Consider the following 20312-nt stretch of genomic DNA (forward strand, 5'->3'; position numbering starts at 1 on the left):
GATGCAAACGGACTCGGCGGGCAGGGCCTCGGAAATAATTCACCCCGTCCCGAACTCAGCTCTGTGGTGCGACCTCGAAAAGCTCGGTGTGATCGTCCTGGATGCGGTCGATCTGATCGAGAATCCGCGACAGGTGATCGCGCATCGCCTGCGTCGCGCGGTCAATCTTCATCGATAGTCTGCGATGGAGAGGGCGCGAGCGATACGCTCCTGCGCCCTTGCCAATCACAGCGCCGCAATTTCCACCGACTCGATTTTGTCACGAAGCCGCGCGGTCACCCTGATCTTGCCGCGCTCACCCGTCAGGCGGAGCCAGCAGCCGGTCGCGCCATCCGCGAGCGCCACGCAATCGGGGCCGATCAGCTTCGCCGGACCTTCGACGTCTAGGAACACCGGCTCGTTTAGGAAATGCAGCTTGTTGCCTGCCTGATCGCGAGCGCGGATCATCACCCGGATCTCGTCGCTCGGATCGGCCTTGGCCTCGGTGACATCGGGCGCAACTTCCAGCCGGCCGAACATCGCGTCGGCGGGGAAGTCGCGCTCGATCACCAACTCCCCGTTCAGGTAGCCGCGCAGGCGGCCCGCATGCCAGCTCTCCCCCCAGGCGGTCACCTCGTCGGGGGTGAAATGGTCGTAATCGATGACGACTGGCGCATGGGGCAGATGCGGGAAGCGGCTGCGGTCGGGCCCAACGCGCTTGACCACGTCGGCGTAGGACAACTCCACCTCGTCGCAATTGGTCAGCACGATCAGCGGGATCACCCCGCCGATATTTCGCTCGCCGCGCGACCAGACGGTGACCGGCTCCATCACGATCGCCTCGTCGGGATCGCGCTGGCTGGCATAGGCGTAGGCTGCGAATTTCGGCTCGCGGAAGATCGACATCACACCGTGATGGCAGATCCGGTCCCCCGCGCCGAAATCCTTGTGGGTGTTGTAGTCGAACATGCACCAGCCGATGCAGCCCGCAAGCCCGGCATCGGGGTCGTGGGCGGCGTTGAGCACGTCGAGATGGCGCAGCACATGCTCGTGCTGGCGATGCTCGGGGTCGCCCGCCTTGGTGGGATACATGTGCCCGTTATACTCGGTCACCAGATAGGGCACGCGCGTGGGAAGCCCAGTCACCTCCTGCTGGTCGCGCAAGCTCGTACGCAGGCGGTTCGAGAAGGGCAGTTCGAAATCGCCCAAGATGAAATCGTTCATCGTGTAGACGTCTTCGAGCAGTTGGCTGTCGGTGATGCAGCGCACGCCGCCGGTGGGGCGCGTCGCATCCAGCTCATGCGCCAAGGCATTGGTGCGTTTGTAGAACGCCTCCGCATCGGGGCTCTCGTTGATCCGAACGCCCCAGATGATGATCGAGGGGTGGTTCCAGTCGCGCCGGATCATCCGCTCGACATTGCGCACCGATTCATCTTGCCAGATGTCGCCGCCGATATGCTGCCAGCCGGGGATTTCCTCGAAGACCATGAGGCCGATTTCGTCGCAGCGGTCGAGGAAATAGGGGCTTTGCGGGTAATGCGAGGTGCGCGCGACGTTGCAGCCCAGATCGTAGCGCAGGATTTCCGCGTCGCGCTCCTGACTGCGTTTGCCTTGGGCATAGCCCGAATAGGGGAAGCTCTGATGCCGGTTGAGGCCGCGCAGAACCACGCGCTCCCCGTTGAGGAAAAAGCCCTCGGGCGTGAATTCCGCGTGACGGAAGCCGAAGCGCTGGGTGAGGCGGTCGCCGCTCTCGATCAAGGTCAGCGTCAGCGTGTAGAGCGCGGGCGTCTCGACCGACCAGAGCGTGATGCCGCTGAGACCCTCCAAGGTGATCTCGCCCGTGCCTTGGCCGCGCGCGATCTCGTGGCCCTCGGCGTCCGACAGAACCGCCTCCACCGGGCCCGGCGCGTCGAGCTTGATCAGAACGCGCTTGGTCTCGGCCAGCACGTCGGGCGTCTCGATCTTCACGCTTGCGATATGGGCCTCGGGCAGCACCTCGAGCCATGCGTCGCGATAGATCCCGGCATAGGTGAGGTAGTCGATGCGGCCACCGAAGGGCGGAATCTCGGGGTTTTCCGAACCGTCGATATGCACCGTCACCAACGCCTTGCCGTCTACAAAGCGGTCCGTCAGATCTACGGTGAAGGGCGTATAGCCGTCGCGGTGACGCAGCACTTCGGCGCCGTTCACATAGACCACCGCATCGGCCATCGCCGCATCGAACCGCAGCCGCACCAGCTTTCCCGCCCAGGCATCGTTCCATGCGATCTCACGCTGATAAGTGAAGGGGCGCTGGAAGCCGCGCTCGTCGAAATAGCTCATCGGCAGGTCGGTGGCGTTATGGGGCAGGGTGACCGTCTCGCCCTGTAGGGGCTCTGCGACCTTGGCCGTGTCGAAGCCTTCCGCGAAGGTCCAGCCTCCGTTCAGTTTGCTGATCTCTCTCATCATTACCACTCCGCGAAGCTGCCATCGGCATGGCGCCAGATCGGGTTGCGCCAGCGGTGACCTTCCGCAGCCGCCTGACGGACTTTCTCCTCGTTGACCTCGACGCCTAGGCCGGGCCCCTGCGGGATCGCGACGAAGCCGTCGTCATATTCGAAGACCGACGGGTTGCTCAGGTAGTCGAGCAGGTCGGAACCCTTGTTGTAATGGATGCCCAGCGACTGCTCCTGAATGAAGGCGTTGTAGCAGACCGCATCGAGCTGCAGGTTCGCCGCCAGTGCGATCGGTCCCAGCGGGCAGTGCAGCGCCAAGGCCACGTCATGGGCCTCGGCCATCGCCGCGATGCGGTAAGTCTCGGTGATGCCGCCGGAATGACTGGGATCCGGCTGGACGATATCGACGTAACCGCCCTGCAGGATCGATTTGAAATCCCAGCGGGTATAGAGCCGCTCACCCAGTGCGATCGGGGTCGAGCAATGGTTCGCGATCTCGCGCAGCGCCTCGGCGTTTTCGCTCAGCACCGGTTCCTCGATGAACATCAGGTTGAAGGGCTCGAGTTCTTTCGCGAGCTGCTTGGCCATCGGGCGATGGACGCGACCGTGGAAGTCGACGCCGATGCCGAAATCGGGGCCCATTTCCTCGCGGATCGCCTGCACGCGTTCCAGCACGGCGTCGATCTTGTCGTGGGAGTCGATGAATTGCAGTTCCTCGGTGCCGTTCATCTTCACCGCAGTGAAGCCCCGGTCGCCGCATTCGCGCGCCATCCGCGCCGTGTCGCCCGGACGGTCGCCGCCGATCCAGCTATAGACCCGGATGCGGTCGCGCTGCTGGCCGCCCAGAAGCGAATGGACGGGCACGCCTAGCGCCTTGCCCTTGATGTCCCACAGCGCCTGATCGAGCCCGGCGATGGCCGACATGTGGATGCCGCCGCCGCGATAGAAGCCGCCGCGATACATGACGGTCCAGTGGTCCTGAATATGGCCGGGGTCTTTCCCGATCAGGTAGTCCGAGAGTTCCTCGACGCAGGCAGCGACAGAGGCCGCGCGGCCCTCCAGCACCGGCTCGCCCCAGCCGGAGATGCCCTCGTCGGTGGAAATTTTCACGAAACACCAGCGCGGCGGAACGATGAAGGTTTCGATGGCGGTAATTTTCATATCGGTCCTCGGGGTTGGTCGGCGCGATCAGGCGTCGAAAGGTTCGGTGATCGCGAAACGTGCGTTGATGAAGGCGTCCGCGACAAGGCGCATCGGCGCGAGGTCGAGGTCGCTCTGCCCGGCGCGCACCAGATCGCGCATCCGGGCGTATAGGTTGGCGTATTCGCGGTTCTCGCCCGTGGCGATTACCTCGCCATCGGTGCTGAACTCCGCGCCGCCCTTGTCGAGCGTTGCTGCGCCTCGGTCGGTCTGAAGGGTGATGCGCCACAGCTCGTCACCCGTTTCCCGCCAGTCGAACGCGGCGCTGATCGGGGTCTCTCCCGCGCACATTTCCAGATCGGCGGCGATCGGGGTCTGGCGGCCTTGCGGGATGCTCAGCGAGGCTGTTGTCAGCCGCACGGGGCGGGGCAGAATGCGGGTCAGGATCGAGAGTGCGTTGATGCCGGGATCGAAGACGCCGAGCCCGCCGGGTTGCCAGATCCACTCCTGCCCGGGATGCCATTTGCGCACGTCTTCGCGCCAGTCGATATGGATTGCGGAAATCTCCCGCCCCGCGAGCCATTGGCGTGCCGCCTCCACTGCTGCCGCCTCGCGCGAATGCCATGTGGCGAAGATCGTCAGCCCCGCCTTGGCGGCGGTCTCGCGCAGCGCCTCGACTTCGCTCAGCGTCATGCCGGGCGGCTTTTCGAGCATCAGGTGACGGCCCGCGCGCAGCACCGCCATCGCCTGATCGAACCGCCCCTGCGGCGGGGTGCAGAGCGAGACGGCGCCGATCTCGGGCTCGGCGTCGAGCATCGCGCGCAGGTCGGGATAGCTCGGCAGGTCGGGCAGGGTGGCATTGCGGCTCGCGATGGCGGCGAGATGCACGCCGTCCGTCTCCGCAATCGCGGGAAGGTGCTGGGCGCGGGCGATCGCTCCCAGCCCCACGAGGCCGACGGCAAGGCTCATCCGCGCACCCGTGCGCCCGTGCTGGTGTCGAACACATAGACCGAGGCCGGATCGAAGCTGATCCCGGTCTTGCCACCGACCGCGCCGTGGAGACGCTGATCGGTCTCGACCACGACGCGTTCGCCTGTCACGCCGTCCAAGTGCGCGTAGCTCACGCCGCCAAGGTTCTCGGCCATCTCGATGGTGAAATTGCCATCCGTGCCGCTCAGGCGGAGCGCGTTGGGGCGGATGCCGATCTCCAGCTTCGTGCCATCTGCGGGCAAGGCGACGGGACTGTCGATGCGCTGCCCCAGAGCGGGCACGTCGAGCTGACCGTCTACCACGGTCGCGGCGAGGAAGTTCATCGAAGGCGAACCCATGAAGCCCGCGACGAAGCGATTGTCGGGGTCGTCGTAAAGCTCCATCGGGCTTCCGACCTGTTCGATATTGCCGGCCCGCAGCACGACGATCTTGTCGGCCATCGTCATCGCCTCGACCTGATCGTGGGTGACGTAGATCATCGTCGCCCCGATCTCGCGGTGCAGACGCGCGATCTCAGCGCGCATCTCGACGCGCAACTCGGCGTCGAGGTTCGACAGCGGCTCGTCGAAGAGGAAAACGTCCGGGCCGCGGGTGATCGCGCGGCCGATGGCCACGCGCTGGCGCTGACCGCCAGAAAGCGCAGCGGGCTTGCGGTCCAGAAGCGGCTCCAGTTTCAGGATACGCGCGGCTTCCTGCACTTTCTCGGAAATTTCAGACTTGGGATGGCCGTTCATCTTCAGCCCGAAGCCCATGTTCTCGCCCACCGTCATATGCGGGTAGAGCGCGTAGGTCTGAAACACCATAGCGATGCCGCGTTCGGCGGGTTCGGCTTTCGTGACTTCGCGGCCGCCAATGCGGATCGCACCGTCCGAGGTCTCCTCCAACCCCGCGATCATCCGCAAAAGCGTTGACTTACCACAACCGGACGGCCCGACGAAGACACAGAATTCCCCCGGTTCGACCGTCAGGTCGACGCCGTGGATCACTTCCGCATCGCCAAACCGTTTGACGATCTTCTCCAATGCGACTCCGCTCACGGGGTCTCCTCCCTGTTTTTGCGCACCGGGGTTCAGTCGGCGCGTTTCTGTTCCGGAAAGCGCCAGTGGCTGGCCGCTTTCGCGATCTTCTCCGCCGTCTCGAGGATCAGCGGGGCGTAGGTTTCGAGTTGTCTTTGACCGTCAGGCTGGGCCGAGGTGATCGAGAGCGCGCCCAGGACGCGGCCCTGAGGCGACAGGATCGGGGCGGCGATGCAGCGGATGCCGGGTTCATGCTCCTCGTCATCCCAGGCAAAACCGCGTTTGCGGATGTTCTCCAGTTCCGCGCGCAGGCTGGTCACGTCGGTCAGGGTATGTTCCGTGAAGCGATGGAAGCTCTGCCGCGTCAGCGCATTCTGCAGCGCGTCCTCGGGGAGATAGGCGAGCATCGCCTTGCCCACTCCGGTGCAATAGGCGGGGCCGACCTTGCCCGATTGCGAGAACATCTCGACCGGGCGCGAGGCGTTTCGCTTGTCGACATAGAGTACCATGCCCTGATCGAGCTGAGCGAGGTGCAGCGTCTGGCCGGTCTCCTTCGACAGTTGGTCGAGATAGGGTGCCGCGATCGGCGCGAGCGAGCTTTGCGCCCAGGCGGCATGGGCGAGGCGCACGAGACGCAAGCCCGGCGTATAGGTCTGACGGTCCTCGTCGAGCGACAGCATCCCCTGGTTCGTGAGCGTTTGCAGGAAGCGATACAGCGTCGCCTTGGGCAGATCGCAGACCGGTAGCAGCTCGGCGAAGCGCACGGGTCGGCCGAATTCCGCGACGCGGTCGAGCACGGCCAACGTGCGTCCGACCGTGCCGTCCGATTTCTCCGGCTTTGGCGTGGCGTCGTTCATGGGCTCCTCCTCAGGACTGTTGACAGGATGAGAGATTCGCGGCAGCATTTCAATATGTAAAACACGGTTCCATTATTTGAAACTAAAATCGTTGGGCCGTGGGCTACTGAAACGGGAGGAGAACCGAATGAATATCCTGAAAACCACTGCGCTCGTGGCGCTGATGGGGTCGATCGCCATTCCGGCAATGGCCGAACAGCGCGTGCTCAAGCTTTTCACCGATGCGTCCGATCCGGCGCCGAAGGCCGCCTTCGAGCAGCTCGTGAAAGGCTTCGAGGCCGAAAACCCTGATGTGAAGGTCGAGGTGAACACCTTCGATCACGAAGGCTACAAGACCGCGATCCGCAACTTCCTGACCGCCGACAGTCCCGATCTGGCGAACTGGTATGCGGGCAATCGCATGGCGCCCTTTGTCAATGCCGGCCAATTCACCGATGTGTCCGATGTCTGGGAGGAGAACGGGCTCAAGGACAGCCTCGGCTCGGCGCTCAAGTCGATGACCATTGACGGCAAGCAATGGGGCGTGCCCTACACCTACTACCAGTGGGGCATCTACTATAACAAAGACCTGTACAAGAAGGCCGGGGTGGACGTGCCCAAGACCTGGGACGAGTTCATCTCGAACTGCAAGAAGTTCAAGGAGATGGGCGTCGACTGCCTGACCACGGGCACCAAGGCACTGTGGCCAGCGGCAGGGATCTTCGACTATCTCGACCTGCGCACCAATGGCTACGACTTCCACATGAAGCTCACCAGCGGCGAAATCCCGTGGACCGACGACCGCGTGAGAGCTGTCTTCGCAGAGTGGAAGAAGGTTCTGCCCTACACCACCAAGAACGTCGCCGCGATCGATTGGCAGGATGCTGTGTCGAACATCGTTCAGGGCAAGGCTGCGAATTACGTCATGGGCAACTTCGCCGTCGCCACCTTCAAGGATGGCGGGATGACCAATGACACGCTTGGCTTCATGGACTTCCCGACGATCAACCCGGATATTCCGCGTGCCGAAGAAGCGCCGACCGATACGATCCATATCCCGGCAGGCGCGAAGAACAAGGAAGACGCCAAGAAGTTCCTCGCCTATGTCGCGAAGGCCGACGTGCAGACCAAGATGAACGAGACCCTCGGTCAGTTGCCGATCAACAAGAACTCCTCGGTTGGCGACGATCCCTTCCTGCAAGCGGGCTTCAAGATCCTGTCCACGGCCGACGGCGGTATCGCGCAATTCTTCGATCGTGACGCACCGGCGCAGATGGCGAAGGCGGGCATGGAAGGCTTCCAGGAATTCATGGCCTATCCCGATCATCTCGACGCGATCCTCGACCGGCTCGAGAAGGTGCGTCAGCGCGTCTACAAGAACTGATCCTCCCCGAGGGCGGCGTCTGTAACAGGGCGCCGCCCCTTCCTGTTTTTCCAGATCCGAGGAGTGCGACGATGACCGTCTCACCCGCAATGTCCGAGCCGCACGCGGAGACGGGTACGCCCGCACCGCGCCGCCGCCGGTTGAACCGCAAGCTCGCGCCCTGGCTGTTTCTCGCCCCCGGCGCGCTGATGTTCCTGATCTACGTGTTGATCCCGATCGTGGAATCGATGTGGATTTCTTTCTTTCAATGGGACGGGCTGAGCGCGAAGACGTGGGTCGGTCTGTCGAACTATCTCGAACTGCTCGATGACGACGCGTTCTATACCAGCCTCAAGAACAACGTGATCTGGCTGGTGCTCTATATGCTGGCGATCCCGTTCGGGCTGTTCATCGCGCTTTTCCTGAACCAGACCGTGCGCGGTATCCGGATCTACAAATCGCTGTTCTTCTTTCCCTTCGTGATCTCTCAGGTTGTGGTCGGCCTGATCTTCTCGTGGTTCTACGCACCGGGCTTCGGACTGTTCTTCGAACTGACGAAATGGCTCGACGGGACCGGGATCGCGATCCTCGCCAATCCCAACACGGTGACCTACGGGATCATCGCCGCCGGTCTGTGGCCACAGATCGCCTACTGCATGATCCTCTACTTGACCGGTTTGAACGCGGTCGCGCCCGACCAGATCGAAGCGGCGCGTCTCGACGGGGCTAAGGGCATCAAGATGCTCTGGTATGTCGTGCTGCCGCAACTGCGCCCGGCTACCTTCATCGCGGTCGTCGTCACTGTGATCGGTGCGCTGCGCAGCTTCGATCTCGTGTCGATCATGACCGATGGCGGGCCCTTCGGATCCTCGCGGGTGCTGTCTTACTACATGTACGAGCAGGCGCTGTCGGAATACGGCTATCGCATGGGCTATGGCGCGGCGATCGCGGTGGTGCTGTTCGCGATCATGATGATCTTCATTTCGGGCTTCATCTGGAAGATGTGGCGCGACGAAAGGGGGCTGTGAGATGTTTCCCAAACCCATTCAATCCATGAGCCCCGCCGCCCGACTGACCTATCAGGTCTTGCTGCCGGTGATGCTGGTGCTCTGGCTGCTGCCGCTTCTGGGCGTCGCCGTCACCTCGATCCGTCCGTCGAGCGATCTCGCACAGGGCAACTACTTCGGGGTGCCGTCCTATCTGGCCTTCTCGAACTATCTCGACGTGTTCAAGAATTCGCCCTTCGCCAGCTACATGCTGAACTCTTTCAAGGTGACGATCCCGACGGTGATCGGGGCGGTGGCGCTGTCCTGCCTGACGGGCTTTGCGCTCGCCGTCTACAAGTTCAAGGGCAACCTGCTGATCTTCTTCATCTTCGTGGCAGGGAACTTCGTGCCCTTTCAGATCCTGATGGTGCCGGTGCGCGACCTGACGGTGAAGATGGGGCTCTATGACACGATCACCGGGCTCGCACTGTTCCATGTCGCCTTCCAGACCGGGTTCTGCACGCTCTTCATGCGCAACTTCATCAAGGCGCTCCCGAAAGAGCTGATCGAAGCCGCCCGGGTAGAGGGCGTGGGCGAATGGCAGATCTTCTGGCATATCGTGCTGCCACTGGTGCGACCCGCGATCGCGGCGCTGTCGGTGCTGATCTTCACCTTCATCTGGAACGACTATTTCTGGGCGACGGTGCTTACCACGGGGGCGGATACCCAGCCGATCACCGCGGGGCTGCAATCGCTCAACGGCCAATGGGTCGCGGCGTGGCAACTGGTGTCGGCAGGCTCGATCCTCGCCGCTCTGCCCCCCGTGGCGATGTTCTTCCTGATGCAGAAACACTTCATCGCAGGGCTGACGCTCGGGGCGGTGAAATGATCCGCACATGGCATTTGCAGGACACCCGCCAAAGCCTCGTTCTGGCGGGTCACAACGAGAGGCTTCCCGAGATCGTCTATTGGGGCGCGGTGCTGCCCGAGGGGGAAGACCTCGCGGGCTTGGCCGTCGCGAGCGTGCCGGATGTCACCGGCGGGATGCTCGATCGCGCACCAGAGGTCTCGATCTGCCCCGAGGCCAGCGAGAGCTTCCCCGGAGAGCCCGGCCTGATCGCGCGCGACGGGGCGGGGCAGCCGTTGCGCCCCGCCTTCCGGTTCGAGAGCGAGACACAGACTGGCCGCGAACTGAGGCTTACCTATCGCGATGCGGCGCTTGGGCTGCGCTATAGCGCGCAATTCACGCTCGACCCCGACACCGGTCTGATCGCGGCGCGCGCAGAGCTGGAGAGCGATGAGCCGATTACGCTTCATTGGCTCGCCGCCCCGGTGTTTCCCGGCCCGCAGCTGGCCGACGAGATGCTTGAAGTCTCGGGGCGCTGGATCGGTGAATTCCAGATCGAGCCGACCCCGTGGCGCCCCGGCCAGCGCGTGCGCGACAACCATACGGGCCGTACCGGGCACGAGCATTTCCCCGGGTTGATCCTGCCTGCGCGCGGCGCCACCAAGACGCAAGGCGAAACCCGCGGCTTCCATTACGGCTGGTCGGGCGGGCATCGGATGGTGGCCGAAGAGCTTCCTGACGGACGCAGGCAAATCCAGTTCGGTCATGCGAGCGGCTCCGAGCCGGAACCGGCGACGCGGTTCGAGACCGCGACGCTTTATGCCGCTTTCTCGGAGGCGGGCTCGAATGGCTGCGCGGTGGCCTTCCAGCGCCATCTGCGCAAACACGCCCCTTGGGCCAAGGCGCGCCCGGTGCATTACAACTGCTGGGAAGCGGTCTATTTCAAGCACGATCTGGCCGAGCTGAAATCTATCGCAGCGCGCGCCGCCGCACTTGGTGCGGAACGCTTCGTGCTGGATGACGGCTGGTTCGGCAAGCGCGACGACGACACCAGTTCACTGGGCGACTGGGCGGTCGATCCGCGCAAATATCCCGACGGGCTGACGCCGCTGGTCGATCATGTCCAAAGCCTCGGGATGGAATTCGGCCTCTGGTTCGAGCCCGAGATGGTCAATCGCGACAGCGATCTGGCGCGGGCCCATCCCGACTGGCTGCTGGGCCCGGACGATCAGATCGAGGGTCGTCAGCAGCGCGTACTCGACATGGCGAACCCGGCGGTGCGCGACCACCTCTTTGCCGCGATCGACGCGGTGCTCTCGGCCTATGAAATCGCTTACGTCAAATGGGACCATAACCGCGTGCTGCCGTATCCCGACGCAGCGCAGGCGCGGGGCCTCTACAATCTGCTCGACCGGCTGCGCGCGGCCCATCCAGATGTGGAGTTCGAAAGCTGCGCCTCGGGCGGCGGGCGGATCGATTTCGGCATTCTCGAACGCACTGGCCGCGTGTGGCTCTCGGACAGCAACGATGCGCTGGAGCGGCTGCGGATCCAGCATGATGCCGCGCTGTTCCTGCCTGCTTGCGTCACCGGCTCTCACGTCGGCCCGCGCCATTGCCACACCTCGGGCCGGGTGATCGATATTCGCACCCGCGCCTGGGTCGCGGCGCAACGTCATATGGGCTTCGAGATGGACCCGCGCGAGTTGACCGCGGAGGAGGCCGAGGTGCTGACCTCCGTCACGCGCTGGTGGAAGGACAACCGCGACTGGCGGATGCGGGCGGATATCCTGCGGCTCGACAGCGCCGACCAGGCCGTGATCGCCGAGTTGCAGCTGGCCGAGGATGGTAGCCGTTTCGTGGCCTTCGCAGGTCAGGCGGCGACCTCCTCGCAGATCCTGCCGCGCCCCTTGCGACTGACGGGGCTGGACCCCGCAGCGCGCTATCGGTTGCGGCTGATTACGGCAGAAGACCTGCCCCGGTTGTCGCGTGGGATCCCCGCGCTTAAGACCGGACCGGTTACGCTCAGTGGGCAAGCGCTGATGGGGCAGGGGCTCACACTGCCCTGGACCTTCCCCGAGCGCATCCATGTGATTGAAGGAGAAAGACTATGAGTGACGCGGCTCCCGACTGGATCGCCGCCGATTGGGGCACGACGCACCTGCGTGTCTGGGCGATGCGCGGGCGCGAAGTGCTCGACCGACGGAGCTCAGAGCAGGGGATGGGCAAGCTCGCCCCCGCCGAGTTCGGACCGGTGCTGGAAGAGGCCGTTGCAGGCTGGGGCGCGGCCCCGGTCGTGACCTGTGGCATGGTCGGCTCGCGTCAGGGCTGGGCCGAGGCGCCCTATGCGCCGGTGCCCTGCGCCGCCCAGCCGCGTCTCGTGCGGGTGCCCGATCACGCCGCGCGCCCGGTCTATATCGCCTGCGGCCTGCGTCAGGACAGCCCGCCCGACGTGATGCGCGGCGAGGAGACCCAGATCGCTGGCTTCCTGCTGCGCAATCCCGGCTTCGAGGGCACTATCTGCCTGCCGGGCACCCATACGAAATGGGTGGCCCTGCGCGCGGGTCGGATCGAGCGGTTCCGCAGCTGTATGACCGGCGAGATCTACGACCTGCTCGCCCATCGCTCAGTGCTGCGCCACACGATCGGTAAGGGGTGTCAGGACATGGCAGCGTTCGACGCGGCGGTGGCCGAGGCGCAGGCCGATCCTGCGGGCGCCTACGGGGCGCTGTTCGCGCTGCGGGCCGGGGCGCTTCTGGGCGCGCAATCGCCCGAAACCGCCGCCTGCCGCCTCTCGGGGCTGTTGATCGGCTGGGAACTGGCCGCCGCGCGCGATCTCTGGCAGGGTCAGCCCGTCGCATTGATCGGAAGCCCCGTTCTAAGCCCGCTCTATACCCGGGCGCTGGCAGGTCGCGGCATTGATGCGACCAGCCAAGACGCCGAAGACGTGACCCTCGCGGGGCTCTATGCCGCGCACCAGACCATCGGAGCCGAAACATGAGCCGACCCATCATCGCCATCCTGCGCGGGATCACTCCCGCCGAAGCCATCCCCGTCTGCGAGGCGTTGATCGCCGAGGGCGTCACCCGGATCGAGGTGCCGTTGAACTCCCCCGACCCGCTCGACAGCATCGCCGCGATGGTGGAGCGCTTCGGCTCGGACGCGCTGATCGGGGCGGGGACGGTGCTGACCACGGATCAGGTCGGAGCTGTCGCCGCGACCGGCGCGAAGCTGATCGTCTCGCCCAATTGCAACACCGACGTGATTGCCGCTTCCAAAGCCGCCGGTCTGCAGAGCTTTCCCGGCGTGATGACCCCGACCGAGGCCTTCGCGGCGCTCGCCGCAGGAGCGGACGGGCTCAAGCTGTTCCCGGGCGAGCTGATCGGCCCCGTGGGCTTGCGCGCAATGCGCGCGGTGCTGCCGCCCGAAGTGCCGCTCTTCGCGGTGGGCGGCGTCTCCGCCGAGAACATGGGCGAGTGGCATAAGGCCGGCGCTGCGGGCTACGGCATCGGCTCGTCGCTCTACAAACCCGGCGACAGCGTGGATACCGTAGCCGGAAAGGCCCGCGCGCTGGTCGCCCGCTATGACGAGGTCTGCACGGCATGAGCTACGAGATTTACGACGACCGCAACTGCTTTCTCGGCGAGGGCGCGCTCTGGCATCCCGAACGCGGCCAGCTGTTCTGGTTCGACATCCTCGCAGGGCGGCTGCTCAGCCGCGACGCGAGCGGGGCCCGCGAATGGAACATTGGGCAGATGGCCTCTGCAGCGGGTTGGGTCGATGCCGACACGCTGGTGATCTCCACCGAAACCGGCCTGCGCCGTTTCGACATTGCCTCGGGTGCGCATGAGCCGCTCGTCGCGATCGAGGCCGACCGCGACGACACCCGCTGCAACGATGGCCGCGCGGATCCGATGGGGGGGTTCTGGGCCTCCACCATGGGCAGAAACGCGGAGACCGGCGCAGGTGCGATCTATCGCTATTTCGAGGGCACGGTGGAGCGGCTTTTCCCCGAAATCTCGATCCCCAATTCGATCTGTTTCGCCCCCGATGGAAGGCGCGCCTATTTCTCCGACACGCCGAAAGGCAAAATCATGACGGTCGCGCTGGATGCGCAAGGCTGGCCAGAGGGCGCGCCGGAGATTTTCGTCGATCTGAGCGCGGATGGGCTGAACCCCGACGGCGGGCTGACGGATGCCGAGGGCGCGCTCTGGAGTGCGCAATGGGGTTCGGGGCGGGTCGCGCGCTACCTGCCCGACGGGCGGTTCGACCGGAAGATCGAAGTCGGCGGGCGGCACAGTTCCTGTCCGGCTTTCGGCGGGCCGGAGTTCAAGACGCTTTTTGTCACCACGGCGAAGGAAGGGATCGAGGAACCCGATGCCGCGCAGGGCCGGGTCTATTGCGCCCCCGCCGGAGTCGCTGGGCGGCCCGAGCCCGCGGTGCGCCTGCCCGGGTGATCGCGACGCTCCTGCCGCGCGACTCTCGTCGGCCGCGGGAGACGAGATAGCCGTTCAGGCGCCGGAAACTTTCTCTGCATAAAGGGCCGCGACGGATGCGTCGCGGCCCTGAATTTGAGGTTGAACGTGTTTTCGTGGCGGATCAGTCGAGCTTGAAGATCGCCACGACATCGCCGCGCGGGAAGCCGAGCTGGAAGTTGCCGCCGGCTGCGACCGCGACATATTGCTCGCCGTCGACTTGATAGGTGATCGGCGGTGCGTTGACGCCGGCACCAAGATTGAAGCTCCAGAGCTTCTCACCCGATTTCGCATTGAAGGCGTCGAACATGCCGTTGCCCTCGCCGGTGAAGACCAAGTTCCCGGCCGTCGCTAGCACGCCGCCGATCATCGGCTGCGGCGCGTCGTAGCTCCACTCGACCTTGCCGGTGTTGACGTTCACCGCGTCGAGCACGCCGGTCTGCATCGCCTCGTCGCCCTTGACGTTCTTGAACGTACTGCCCAGCCGAAGCGTACCCGGCAGCGTCGTCGTTTCGCCATCGGTCGTGAAGTTCATCAACTGGTTCATTTCCATGACGTAGAACAGGTTGGTCTCCGGCGAGTAGGCCGGCGGCGACCATTCCGCGCCGCCATTGGCGCCCGGCAGAATCTTAACCCCGTCCTTGGTCGGCGGCGTGAACATGTTGTCCGACATCTTCACGAGCGGGTCCGACTTGCGGATCAGATCGCCGGTTTCGCGGTTCACCACATAGAGCCAGCCGACCTTGCCGGCCTCGCCCGCAGCGGGAACGACCTTGCCGTTGGAGTCCTTGGCGTCGAAGAGCACGACATTGCTGACGGCGTCATAATCCCAGACGTCGTGCTTGACCTCCTGATAGTGCCATTTGCGCTTGCCGGTATCGGCATCGAGCGCGACGATCGAGTCGGTATAGAGGTTGTCGCCTTTGCGGCTAGAGCCGTCGAGGTCGGGGTTCGGATTGCCGGTGCTGAAGATCACCATGTTTCGCTCCGGATCGATTGCGGGGGTCGTCCAGACCATGCCGCCACCGGACTTCCACGAGTCGCCCTCGAACGTGTCGGGATCCGTCGCGTGCCAGCGCCACACTTCCTCGCCCGACTTCGCATCGATCGCGGCGACGAAGCCGCGGATCGGCCATTCGCCGCCGGAACTGCCGACGATCACCTTGCCGTCATAGATTTGCGGCGCCATCGTTTCCGAGAATCCCGCTTGCGGGTCTGCGAGATTGGTCTTCCACACCTTTTCGCCTGTCTTGGCGTCGAGCGCGAGAAGATTGGCGTCGAGCGTCGCAATGTAGACCTTCCCGTAACCCACGGCCACGCCCCGGTTTACCGGGCCGCAGCAGGTCTTGACCTGCGAGATGTCATAGGTCGTGCTCCAATACGTCTCGCCGGTTGCGGCATCGACGGCCATGACCGTCATCTCGTTATCGACCATCGGTGTCGAGATATACATCACGCCATCGACGACGATCGGCGTGGTCTCGAAGCTGGCGACCTTTCCGGTCTGCACCAAGGCAACCGGGTGCAGCTTGTCGATATTGTCCGTCGTGATCTGGTCGAGTGGCGAATAGCGCTGATTGCTGTAGCTCCGGCCATGCAGCAACCAATCGGACTTGTTGTCCTTGGCGGATCGCATCGCGTTGTCGTCGACAGCGACCTTCGCCGAAGCGGGAAGCTCCTTCATCTGTGCGCGGTTCGTGTCGCTCGTGCCCTGGATCTCGTCACTCTGCTTCGCGTGCGCAAGTGCCGGCAGGGCCGCCACGCATACGGACAGGATCAGAGGTCGGACGGCGCCTCGCGAGGTCGCGGTGAATGGTGGCAAATGTGCCATGTTCGGTCCTCCTCTCTTGAAATGATCAGCCGCGGCGGTCGGGTCAGTCGCAGGATGGCTGCGACGAGTCCGGCAACGGCTGCAGGTCCATCGCATCGATCGCTTTCTGGTCGATCGCGCTGTCCCCGGGTTTGAAACCGTTCTTGCAAAGCAGATAGGCGAATGTCTGGAGATACTGCTTGTCGGTCAGCTCGCCCGGGTCATCCTTGGGCATGTGCTTCGCGATGAAGTCGTATAGTTGCTTGCCGGTCATGCCGCTGTAATCGAGGCTGTCGGCGAATTTCTTGCCCGCCAGTGCCGGGCCTGCATCCCCCATCAGATCGCTGCCATGACAATCGGCGCAGTGCTTCTTGTACACGTCGTGGCCTGACGATGCCTGCTTGGATGTGAAAAGGGCCTGCTGGTCCGAAGAGCCCGGGTAGGCTGCGCTCGCGCAGAGGACAAGGGCGGTAACGAGGCCGGTCAGGGCCGTTCCGGAATGCGTGTCTAGACGTCTCATGCTAAAAAACCTCGCTCAATAATGCTGGGACGGAGCGGTGGGGGATATGGTTCCCCAACGGATGCAAGGGGCATTTGTTCCATTCTGCTTTGCGGGCATCAGGCAGACGGGTCTGCACCGAGCATGTTTCGGATGGGAAAGCGGATCCGAAAACGACGCCGGTATCTTCGCTCTTTCCGGCCTGCCATATGACCGCGACCAGAATGGTTCCGCCGTTCAAGGATATGCGCTGGATGCTGATCGCGGCGAAGCTGTGGGCGCCTCGTCTGACCCGGCTTGACAGGCGGCGCGAAGGCTGTCACCTCTCGGAGCGAAGCGACAGGGGCGCTCGGGCAACCGGGCTGAGACGAACCCTTAGAACCTGAACCGGATAATGCCGGCGGAGGGAGGCGCGTGAGACGGTCAGGCGCGTTCCCGCCTTTGCCCCCTCGCACTTCTCCTGATGCCCGCAGCCAAGGAGAGAGCGATGGAAGATCCCGGACAATATCTCGCGGCGATGCGGCAGACCGCGCCGCTCGTTCACAACATCACCAATTACGTCGCGATGAACGTGATGGCGAATGTTCTGCTCGCCTCCGGCGCCTCGCCCGCGATGGTGCATGCGCGCGAGGAGGCGGCCGAGTTCGCCGGACTCGCGCAGGCGCTCAGCATCAATATCGGCACGGTGTCGCCGCCCTGGGCGGAGGCGATGGCGGCGGCGGCCAAGGTCGCGAGCGCGCAGGGAACCCCGTGGGTGCTAGACCCTGTCGCGGTCGGCGCGACGGATTATCGGCGAGCGCTCGGTGCGCGGCTCGTGGAACTGCGCCCGAAGGCAATCCGCGGCAACGCGTCGGAGATCCTTGCGCTTGCGGGCGAGGCTGGCGCGGGGAAAGGGGCGGATTCCACTGAGAGTGTCGAGACCGCGGAAGGCGCCGCACGGGCCTTGGCCCGGATGAGCGGGGCCGTGGTTGCGGTGACTGGCGCGGTCGATTTTGTGACGGATGGGGAGCGCGCTGCGCGGGTCGCCAATGGCCATGCGATGATGCCGCGCGTGACCGCTTTGGGCTGTTCGCTGACCGGTCTGGTGGCTGCGTTTCTCGCGGGACAGCCTCGCTTCGAGGCGGTCGTCGCGGCGCTGGCTTATTTCGGGCTCGCCGGGGAGAGCGCCGGGGCGAGTGCCTCAGGCCCGGGAAGTTTTCAGGTCGCGTTCCTCGATGCGCTCTATGCGATCGACGCCGAGGCGCTGAGCGCCGGAGCTCGGATCGAATCCGCATGATGATCCCGTCCATCTGTTTCGTCACCGACCCGGCCGCCCCGCAGCCGGTGCTCGCGCAAGCCGTGGCCGCGGCACGGGGCGGTGCAGGCTGGGTGCAGCTGCGCGACAAGGTGCTCCCCGATGCGGAATTCGCCGCGCTGGCCCGGACGCTGGTCGAAGCGCTTGCCCCCTATGACGTGCCGCTGATCGTGAACGATAGGGTCGCGGTGGCCATCGAGATTGGGGCCGCCGGGCTGCATATCGGCCAGAGCGATGGCGACCCCGCCGCGATCCGCCGCCGGATCGGGCCCGACATGCTCCTAGGCCTCTCGATCGAGACCGAGGCGCAGATCGCCGCCGTTCCTCCCGGCATCGATTATCTCGGCGTCGGTCCGATCCATGCGACCGGCTCGAAGCCCGACCATGCCGCCCCGATCGGCCATTCAGGCTTTGCCCGGATCGTTTCGCGCACCGATCTTCCCTGCCTCGCGATCGGCGGGATCACTGCCACTGACGCGCCCGCAATCCGCGCGGCGGGCGGTGCCGGTCTCGCGGTGATTTCCGCCATCTCGCGTGCCCCTGACATGGCGCGCGCCACCCGAACCCTGCGCAACGCATGGAGCGACACATGATCCCCAATATTCTCACCATCGCGGGTTCCGACCCATCGGGCGGGGCGGGCATTCAGGCCGATATCAAGGCCATCTCCGCCAATGGTGGCTACGCGATGAGCGTGATTACCGCGCTGACCGCCCAGAACACGCGCGGCGTGCAGGCGGTGAGCCTGTGCGACACGGCGCTGATCGCAACTCAGTTGGCATCGCTGCGCGAAGACGTTCGTATCGACGCGATTAAGATCGGAATGCTGGGCGATGCCGCGATCATCGAGACTGTGGCCGAGAGGCTGCCCGGGCTCGACTGTCCGGTAGTGCTCGATCCGGTGATGGTCGCGAAAGGCGGCGATCGGCTGCTGGCAGAGGCGGCGGTGACCGCGCTGCACAGCCTGCTGCCCCGGGCCGATCTGGTCACGCCGAACCTGCCCGAGGCCGCCGATCTGCTGGGCTGCGCCGAGGCGACGCGCTTCGACGAGATGCGCGATCAGGCCCATGCGCTGCGCGAGATCGGGCCGCGTGCGGTGCTGCTGAAGGGCGGTCATCTGCAAGGCGACCAAAGCCCGGATCTGCTGGTCACGGCGCAGGAAGAGCTCCGGCTTGACGCACCGCGCATCGCGACGCGCAACACGCACGGGACGGGCTGTACCCTGTCCTCGGCGCTGGCGACATGGCTCGGGGCAGGGGTGCCGCTCGCGGAGGCCACCCAGCGGGCGAAGGCGTATCTGAGCGCGGCGATTGCGGCAGCTGATCGGCTGACTGTCGGGTCGGGGCACGGGCCGGTGAACCATTTCCACGGATTTCAGGAGAAGAAGAAATGAGCTTCGCCCAAGACCTCGCGCAGGCGACCGCGCCGCTGCGCCGCCAGATCCATGACATGCCTTTCAATCGCGAACTGGCAGAGGGAAGCCTCGATCGGGAAACCTTCCAAGGCTACATCATTCAGGACGCACATTACCTCGAAGGCTTCGCCCGCGCGCTCGCGCTGGCCGCCGCCAAAGCCCCGGATGCGCCGACCGTGGCCCAGCTTGCGGGATCGGCGGCTGGAGCGATCGCCGTCGAGCGCGAATTGCACGCGCATTACATGGGGCTGTTCGGCGTCTCGGCGGAAGATTTCGCGCGGATCGAGCCTTCGGCGGCCTGCGATCATTATGTCTCTTTTCTGCTGCGCAGCGCTGCGATCGGCGATCTTCCCGAAGCGGTGGCGGCCTTGCTGCCATGTTTCTGGATCTATCGCGATATCGGTCTGGAGATCGCGCAGGTCAGCGGCGCTGAAAATCCCTATGCGGCCTGGATCGCGACCTATTCCGGAGAGGCGTTCGATCAGAGCGTGACGCGGATGCTCGAGTTGACGGACAGGCTGGGCGCGATTGCAGACGCGCCCGTGCGAGCCCTGATGCACCGCGCCTTCGCGCGGAGTTGCTGGCATGAATGGCGGTTCTGGGACAGCGCCTATCGCGGCGAAAGCTGGCAGCAGCCTGCCGCTTGAGGCGCGAACCGAAAGGGGGCGCCTTTGTCGGCTTCCGGACCTTGCCGCTTGCCGGTTTCGCGCGCCTCGATCACCTGTCGGGCGTCGATGGCGGGGCCGGATTTCCGAGGCTTAGGATTTGTGCTCGTCGTTTTCCTCGCTGGTTTCCTCGACGGCCGCGGTCTCGTTGTAGTCATTGGGATCGAAATCTTCGGGGTCGAAGGCCTCCTCCTCCTCGGAGATGCCGGTCACGTAGGAGGTTCCGGTCTCCTCATCGAAGATCAGGCCGTAATTCGCACGTCCCTTCGATTTGTAACGCAGGAACTCGTGCACGCCTGCGTAAATGGCGATGAACACGAACGGCAGAAGGATCAGGGCAGCAAGTAACTGGGCGTTGATAGCGGACCTCGTTCAGGCTGTTTGGCAAAGGCGGATTGTCTGCGGCGCCTTGGGTCAATCTAGCAGCATGTTGGCCTAATCCGGATGTGGATCCGACAATTTGGCCACTCGATGCGAACGTCATTTCGAAAATAATCTGGTCTATCGCGGGACGACGTCAAGAGTTGGCGCGGGTTGGGCGCCGGCACGAAGTCTCTTACCCGGGG

19 protein-coding genes and 1 riboswitch are annotated in these 20312 nt (G+C 64.5%); of the genes, 11 read left to right on the forward strand and 8 right to left on the reverse strand.

Annotation, left to right across the window (positions count from 1 at the left end; genetic code table 11):
• Window positions 1-225: 225 nt before the first annotated feature.
• Genes B6V73_RS03780 through B6V73_RS03800 form a run of 5 tightly spaced genes read right to left on the reverse strand, consistent with a single transcriptional unit; the run spans window position 226 to window position 6417 of the window.
• Window positions 226-2424 (reverse strand): glycoside hydrolase family 2 TIM barrel-domain containing protein, encoded by a 2199-nt coding sequence (locus B6V73_RS03780; protein WP_088724764.1) that lies wholly within the window; start codon window positions 2422-2424, stop codon window positions 226-228.
• 2 nt (window positions 2425-2426) lie between these two features.
• Window positions 2427-3575: a galactonate dehydratase gene (gene dgoD, locus B6V73_RS03785; RefSeq protein ID WP_075776402.1), complete on the reverse strand. Its 1149-nt coding sequence runs from the start codon at window positions 3573-3575 to the stop codon at window positions 2427-2429.
• Window positions 3576-3602: 27 nt separating this feature from the next.
• Window positions 3603-4523, reverse strand: coding sequence for a Gfo/Idh/MocA family oxidoreductase (locus B6V73_RS03790; protein ID WP_088719219.1), 921 nt, complete (start codon window positions 4521-4523; stop codon window positions 3603-3605).
• The gene (ugpC, locus tag B6V73_RS03795) at window positions 4520-5581 is read right to left on the reverse strand and encodes a sn-glycerol-3-phosphate ABC transporter ATP-binding protein UgpC (RefSeq protein ID WP_088722044.1); all 1062 of its coding nucleotides are present in this window, start codon (window positions 5579-5581) and stop codon (window positions 4520-4522) included. The genes B6V73_RS03790 and ugpC overlap by 4 nt, the downstream gene beginning before the upstream one ends.
• Window positions 5582-5613: 32 nt before the next feature.
• Window positions 5614-6417 (reverse strand): IclR family transcriptional regulator, encoded by an 804-nt coding sequence (locus B6V73_RS03800; RefSeq protein ID WP_088724575.1) that lies wholly within the window; start codon window positions 6415-6417, stop codon window positions 5614-5616.
• Between the two features lie 127 nt (window positions 6418-6544).
• Between B6V73_RS03800 and B6V73_RS03805 the strand changes: the two genes are divergently transcribed.
• From B6V73_RS03805 to B6V73_RS03835, 7 genes are all read left to right on the forward strand, one after another.
• Window positions 6545-7780 carry an extracellular solute-binding protein gene (locus B6V73_RS03805; protein WP_088719216.1) on the forward strand — a complete coding sequence of 412 codons (1236 nt, stop codon included), beginning with the start codon at window positions 6545-6547 and terminating at the stop codon, window positions 7778-7780.
• An 89-nt stretch (window positions 7781-7869) separates the two neighbouring features.
• Complete coding sequence (locus B6V73_RS03810; protein ID WP_075776448.1) at window positions 7870-8787, forward strand: sugar ABC transporter permease; 918 nt, start codon at window positions 7870-7872, stop codon at window positions 8785-8787.
• A 1-nt stretch (window position 8788) separates the two neighbouring features.
• Window positions 8789-9634, forward strand: a complete 846-nt coding sequence (locus B6V73_RS03815; RefSeq protein WP_075776397.1) for a carbohydrate ABC transporter permease — start codon at window positions 8789-8791, stop codon at window positions 9632-9634.
• Window positions 9631-11703 carry an alpha-galactosidase gene (locus B6V73_RS03820; RefSeq protein WP_088724576.1) on the forward strand — a complete coding sequence of 691 codons (2073 nt, stop codon included), beginning with the start codon at window positions 9631-9633 and terminating at the stop codon, window positions 11701-11703. Before B6V73_RS03815 ends, B6V73_RS03820 begins: the two co-directional genes overlap by 4 nt.
• The gene (locus B6V73_RS03825) at window positions 11700-12590 is read left to right on the forward strand and encodes a 2-dehydro-3-deoxygalactonokinase (protein WP_088719214.1); all 891 of its coding nucleotides are present in this window, start codon (window positions 11700-11702) and stop codon (window positions 12588-12590) included. The genes B6V73_RS03820 and B6V73_RS03825 overlap by 4 nt, the downstream gene beginning before the upstream one ends.
• Window positions 12587-13195, forward strand: coding sequence for a 2-dehydro-3-deoxy-6-phosphogalactonate aldolase (locus B6V73_RS03830; protein WP_088724577.1), 609 nt, complete (start codon window positions 12587-12589; stop codon window positions 13193-13195). The genes B6V73_RS03825 and B6V73_RS03830 overlap by 4 nt, the downstream gene beginning before the upstream one ends.
• Window positions 13192-14046: an SMP-30/gluconolactonase/LRE family protein gene (locus B6V73_RS03835; protein WP_088719212.1), complete on the forward strand. Its 855-nt coding sequence runs from the start codon at window positions 13192-13194 to the stop codon at window positions 14044-14046. The genes B6V73_RS03830 and B6V73_RS03835 overlap by 4 nt, the downstream gene beginning before the upstream one ends.
• Before the next feature lie 142 nt (window positions 14047-14188).
• On the opposite strand, the gene B6V73_RS03840 is transcribed toward B6V73_RS03835, so the two are convergent.
• Window positions 14189-15895 (reverse strand): PQQ-binding-like beta-propeller repeat protein, encoded by a 1707-nt coding sequence (locus B6V73_RS03840; protein ID WP_088724578.1) that lies wholly within the window; start codon window positions 15893-15895, stop codon window positions 14189-14191.
• 43 nt (window positions 15896-15938) lie between these two features.
• The gene (locus B6V73_RS03845) at window positions 15939-16394 is read right to left on the reverse strand and encodes a cytochrome c (protein WP_088724579.1); all 456 of its coding nucleotides are present in this window, start codon (window positions 16392-16394) and stop codon (window positions 15939-15941) included.
• A 310-nt stretch (window positions 16395-16704) separates the two neighbouring features.
• A riboswitch (TPP riboswitch) is annotated at window positions 16705-16799 on the forward strand.
• A gap of 61 nt (window positions 16800-16860) precedes the next feature.
• Here B6V73_RS03845 and thiM point away from each other — a divergent pair.
• The 4 genes from thiM to tenA are packed head-to-tail and all read left to right on the forward strand — an operon-like array spanning window position 16861 to window position 19728.
• Window positions 16861-17649: a hydroxyethylthiazole kinase gene (gene thiM, locus B6V73_RS03850; RefSeq protein WP_088724580.1), complete on the forward strand. Its 789-nt coding sequence runs from the start codon at window positions 16861-16863 to the stop codon at window positions 17647-17649.
• A complete protein-coding gene (gene thiE, locus B6V73_RS03855) occupies window positions 17646-18260 on the forward strand; it encodes a thiamine phosphate synthase (RefSeq protein WP_240497824.1) in 615 nt (204 codons plus the stop codon). Before thiM ends, thiE begins: the two co-directional genes overlap by 4 nt.
• Entirely contained in the window at window positions 18257-19060 is an 804-nt protein-coding gene (gene thiD, locus B6V73_RS03860) for a bifunctional hydroxymethylpyrimidine kinase/phosphomethylpyrimidine kinase (RefSeq protein ID WP_088724581.1), read from the forward strand. The genes thiE and thiD overlap by 4 nt, the downstream gene beginning before the upstream one ends.
• Window positions 19057-19728 carry a thiaminase II gene (gene tenA, locus B6V73_RS03865; RefSeq protein ID WP_088724582.1) on the forward strand — a complete coding sequence of 224 codons (672 nt, stop codon included), beginning with the start codon at window positions 19057-19059 and terminating at the stop codon, window positions 19726-19728. Before thiD ends, tenA begins: the two co-directional genes overlap by 4 nt.
• Before the next feature lie 111 nt (window positions 19729-19839).
• Here tenA and B6V73_RS03870 read toward each other — a convergent pair whose 3' ends face one another.
• The gene (locus tag B6V73_RS03870) at window positions 19840-20064 is read right to left on the reverse strand and encodes a hypothetical protein (protein WP_346426023.1); all 225 of its coding nucleotides are present in this window, start codon (window positions 20062-20064) and stop codon (window positions 19840-19842) included.
• Window positions 20065-20312: the final 248 nt, after the last annotated feature.

Source organism: Thioclava sp. JM3, assembly GCF_002213185.1.
Taxonomy (GTDB): domain Bacteria; phylum Pseudomonadota; class Alphaproteobacteria; order Rhodobacterales; family Rhodobacteraceae; genus Thioclava; species Thioclava nitratireducens.

Excerpts from the sequence above, each read along its gene's own strand:
- B6V73_RS03810 (WP_075776448.1), top strand. The coding sequence starts at position 7,870 with ATGTCCGAGCCGCACGCGGAGACGGGTACGCCCGCACCGCGCCGCCGC.
- B6V73_RS03845 (WP_088724579.1), bottom strand. The coding sequence starts at position 16,394 with ATGAGACGTCTAGACACGCATTCCGGAACGGCCCTGACCGGCCTCGTT.
- thiM (WP_088724580.1), top strand. The coding sequence starts at position 16,861 with ATGGAAGATCCCGGACAATATCTCGCGGCGATGCGGCAGACCGCGCCG.
- B6V73_RS03790 (WP_088719219.1), bottom strand. The coding sequence starts at position 4,523 with ATGAGCCTTGCCGTCGGCCTCGTGGGGCTGGGAGCGATCGCCCGCGCC.
- B6V73_RS03805 (WP_088719216.1), top strand. The coding sequence starts at position 6,545 with ATGAATATCCTGAAAACCACTGCGCTCGTGGCGCTGATGGGGTCGATC.
- B6V73_RS03840 (WP_088724578.1), bottom strand. The coding sequence starts at position 15,895 with ATGGCACATTTGCCACCATTCACCGCGACCTCGCGAGGCGCCGTCCGA.
- B6V73_RS03825 (WP_088719214.1), top strand. The coding sequence starts at position 11,700 with ATGAGTGACGCGGCTCCCGACTGGATCGCCGCCGATTGGGGCACGACG.
- thiE (WP_240497824.1), top strand. The coding sequence starts at position 17,646 with ATGATGATCCCGTCCATCTGTTTCGTCACCGACCCGGCCGCCCCGCAG.
- tenA (WP_088724582.1), top strand. The coding sequence starts at position 19,057 with ATGAGCTTCGCCCAAGACCTCGCGCAGGCGACCGCGCCGCTGCGCCGC.
- B6V73_RS03815 (WP_075776397.1), top strand. The coding sequence starts at position 8,789 with ATGTTTCCCAAACCCATTCAATCCATGAGCCCCGCCGCCCGACTGACC.
- B6V73_RS03830 (WP_088724577.1), top strand. The coding sequence starts at position 12,587 with ATGAGCCGACCCATCATCGCCATCCTGCGCGGGATCACTCCCGCCGAA.
- dgoD (WP_075776402.1), bottom strand. The coding sequence starts at position 3,575 with ATGAAAATTACCGCCATCGAAACCTTCATCGTTCCGCCGCGCTGGTGT.
- B6V73_RS03780 (WP_088724764.1), bottom strand. The coding sequence starts at position 2,424 with ATGAGAGAGATCAGCAAACTGAACGGAGGCTGGACCTTCGCGGAAGGC.
- B6V73_RS03835 (WP_088719212.1), top strand. The coding sequence starts at position 13,192 with ATGAGCTACGAGATTTACGACGACCGCAACTGCTTTCTCGGCGAGGGC.
- B6V73_RS03800 (WP_088724575.1), bottom strand. The coding sequence starts at position 6,417 with ATGAACGACGCCACGCCAAAGCCGGAGAAATCGGACGGCACGGTCGGA.
- B6V73_RS03820 (WP_088724576.1), top strand. The coding sequence starts at position 9,631 with ATGATCCGCACATGGCATTTGCAGGACACCCGCCAAAGCCTCGTTCTG.
- thiD (WP_088724581.1), top strand. The coding sequence starts at position 18,257 with ATGATCCCCAATATTCTCACCATCGCGGGTTCCGACCCATCGGGCGGG.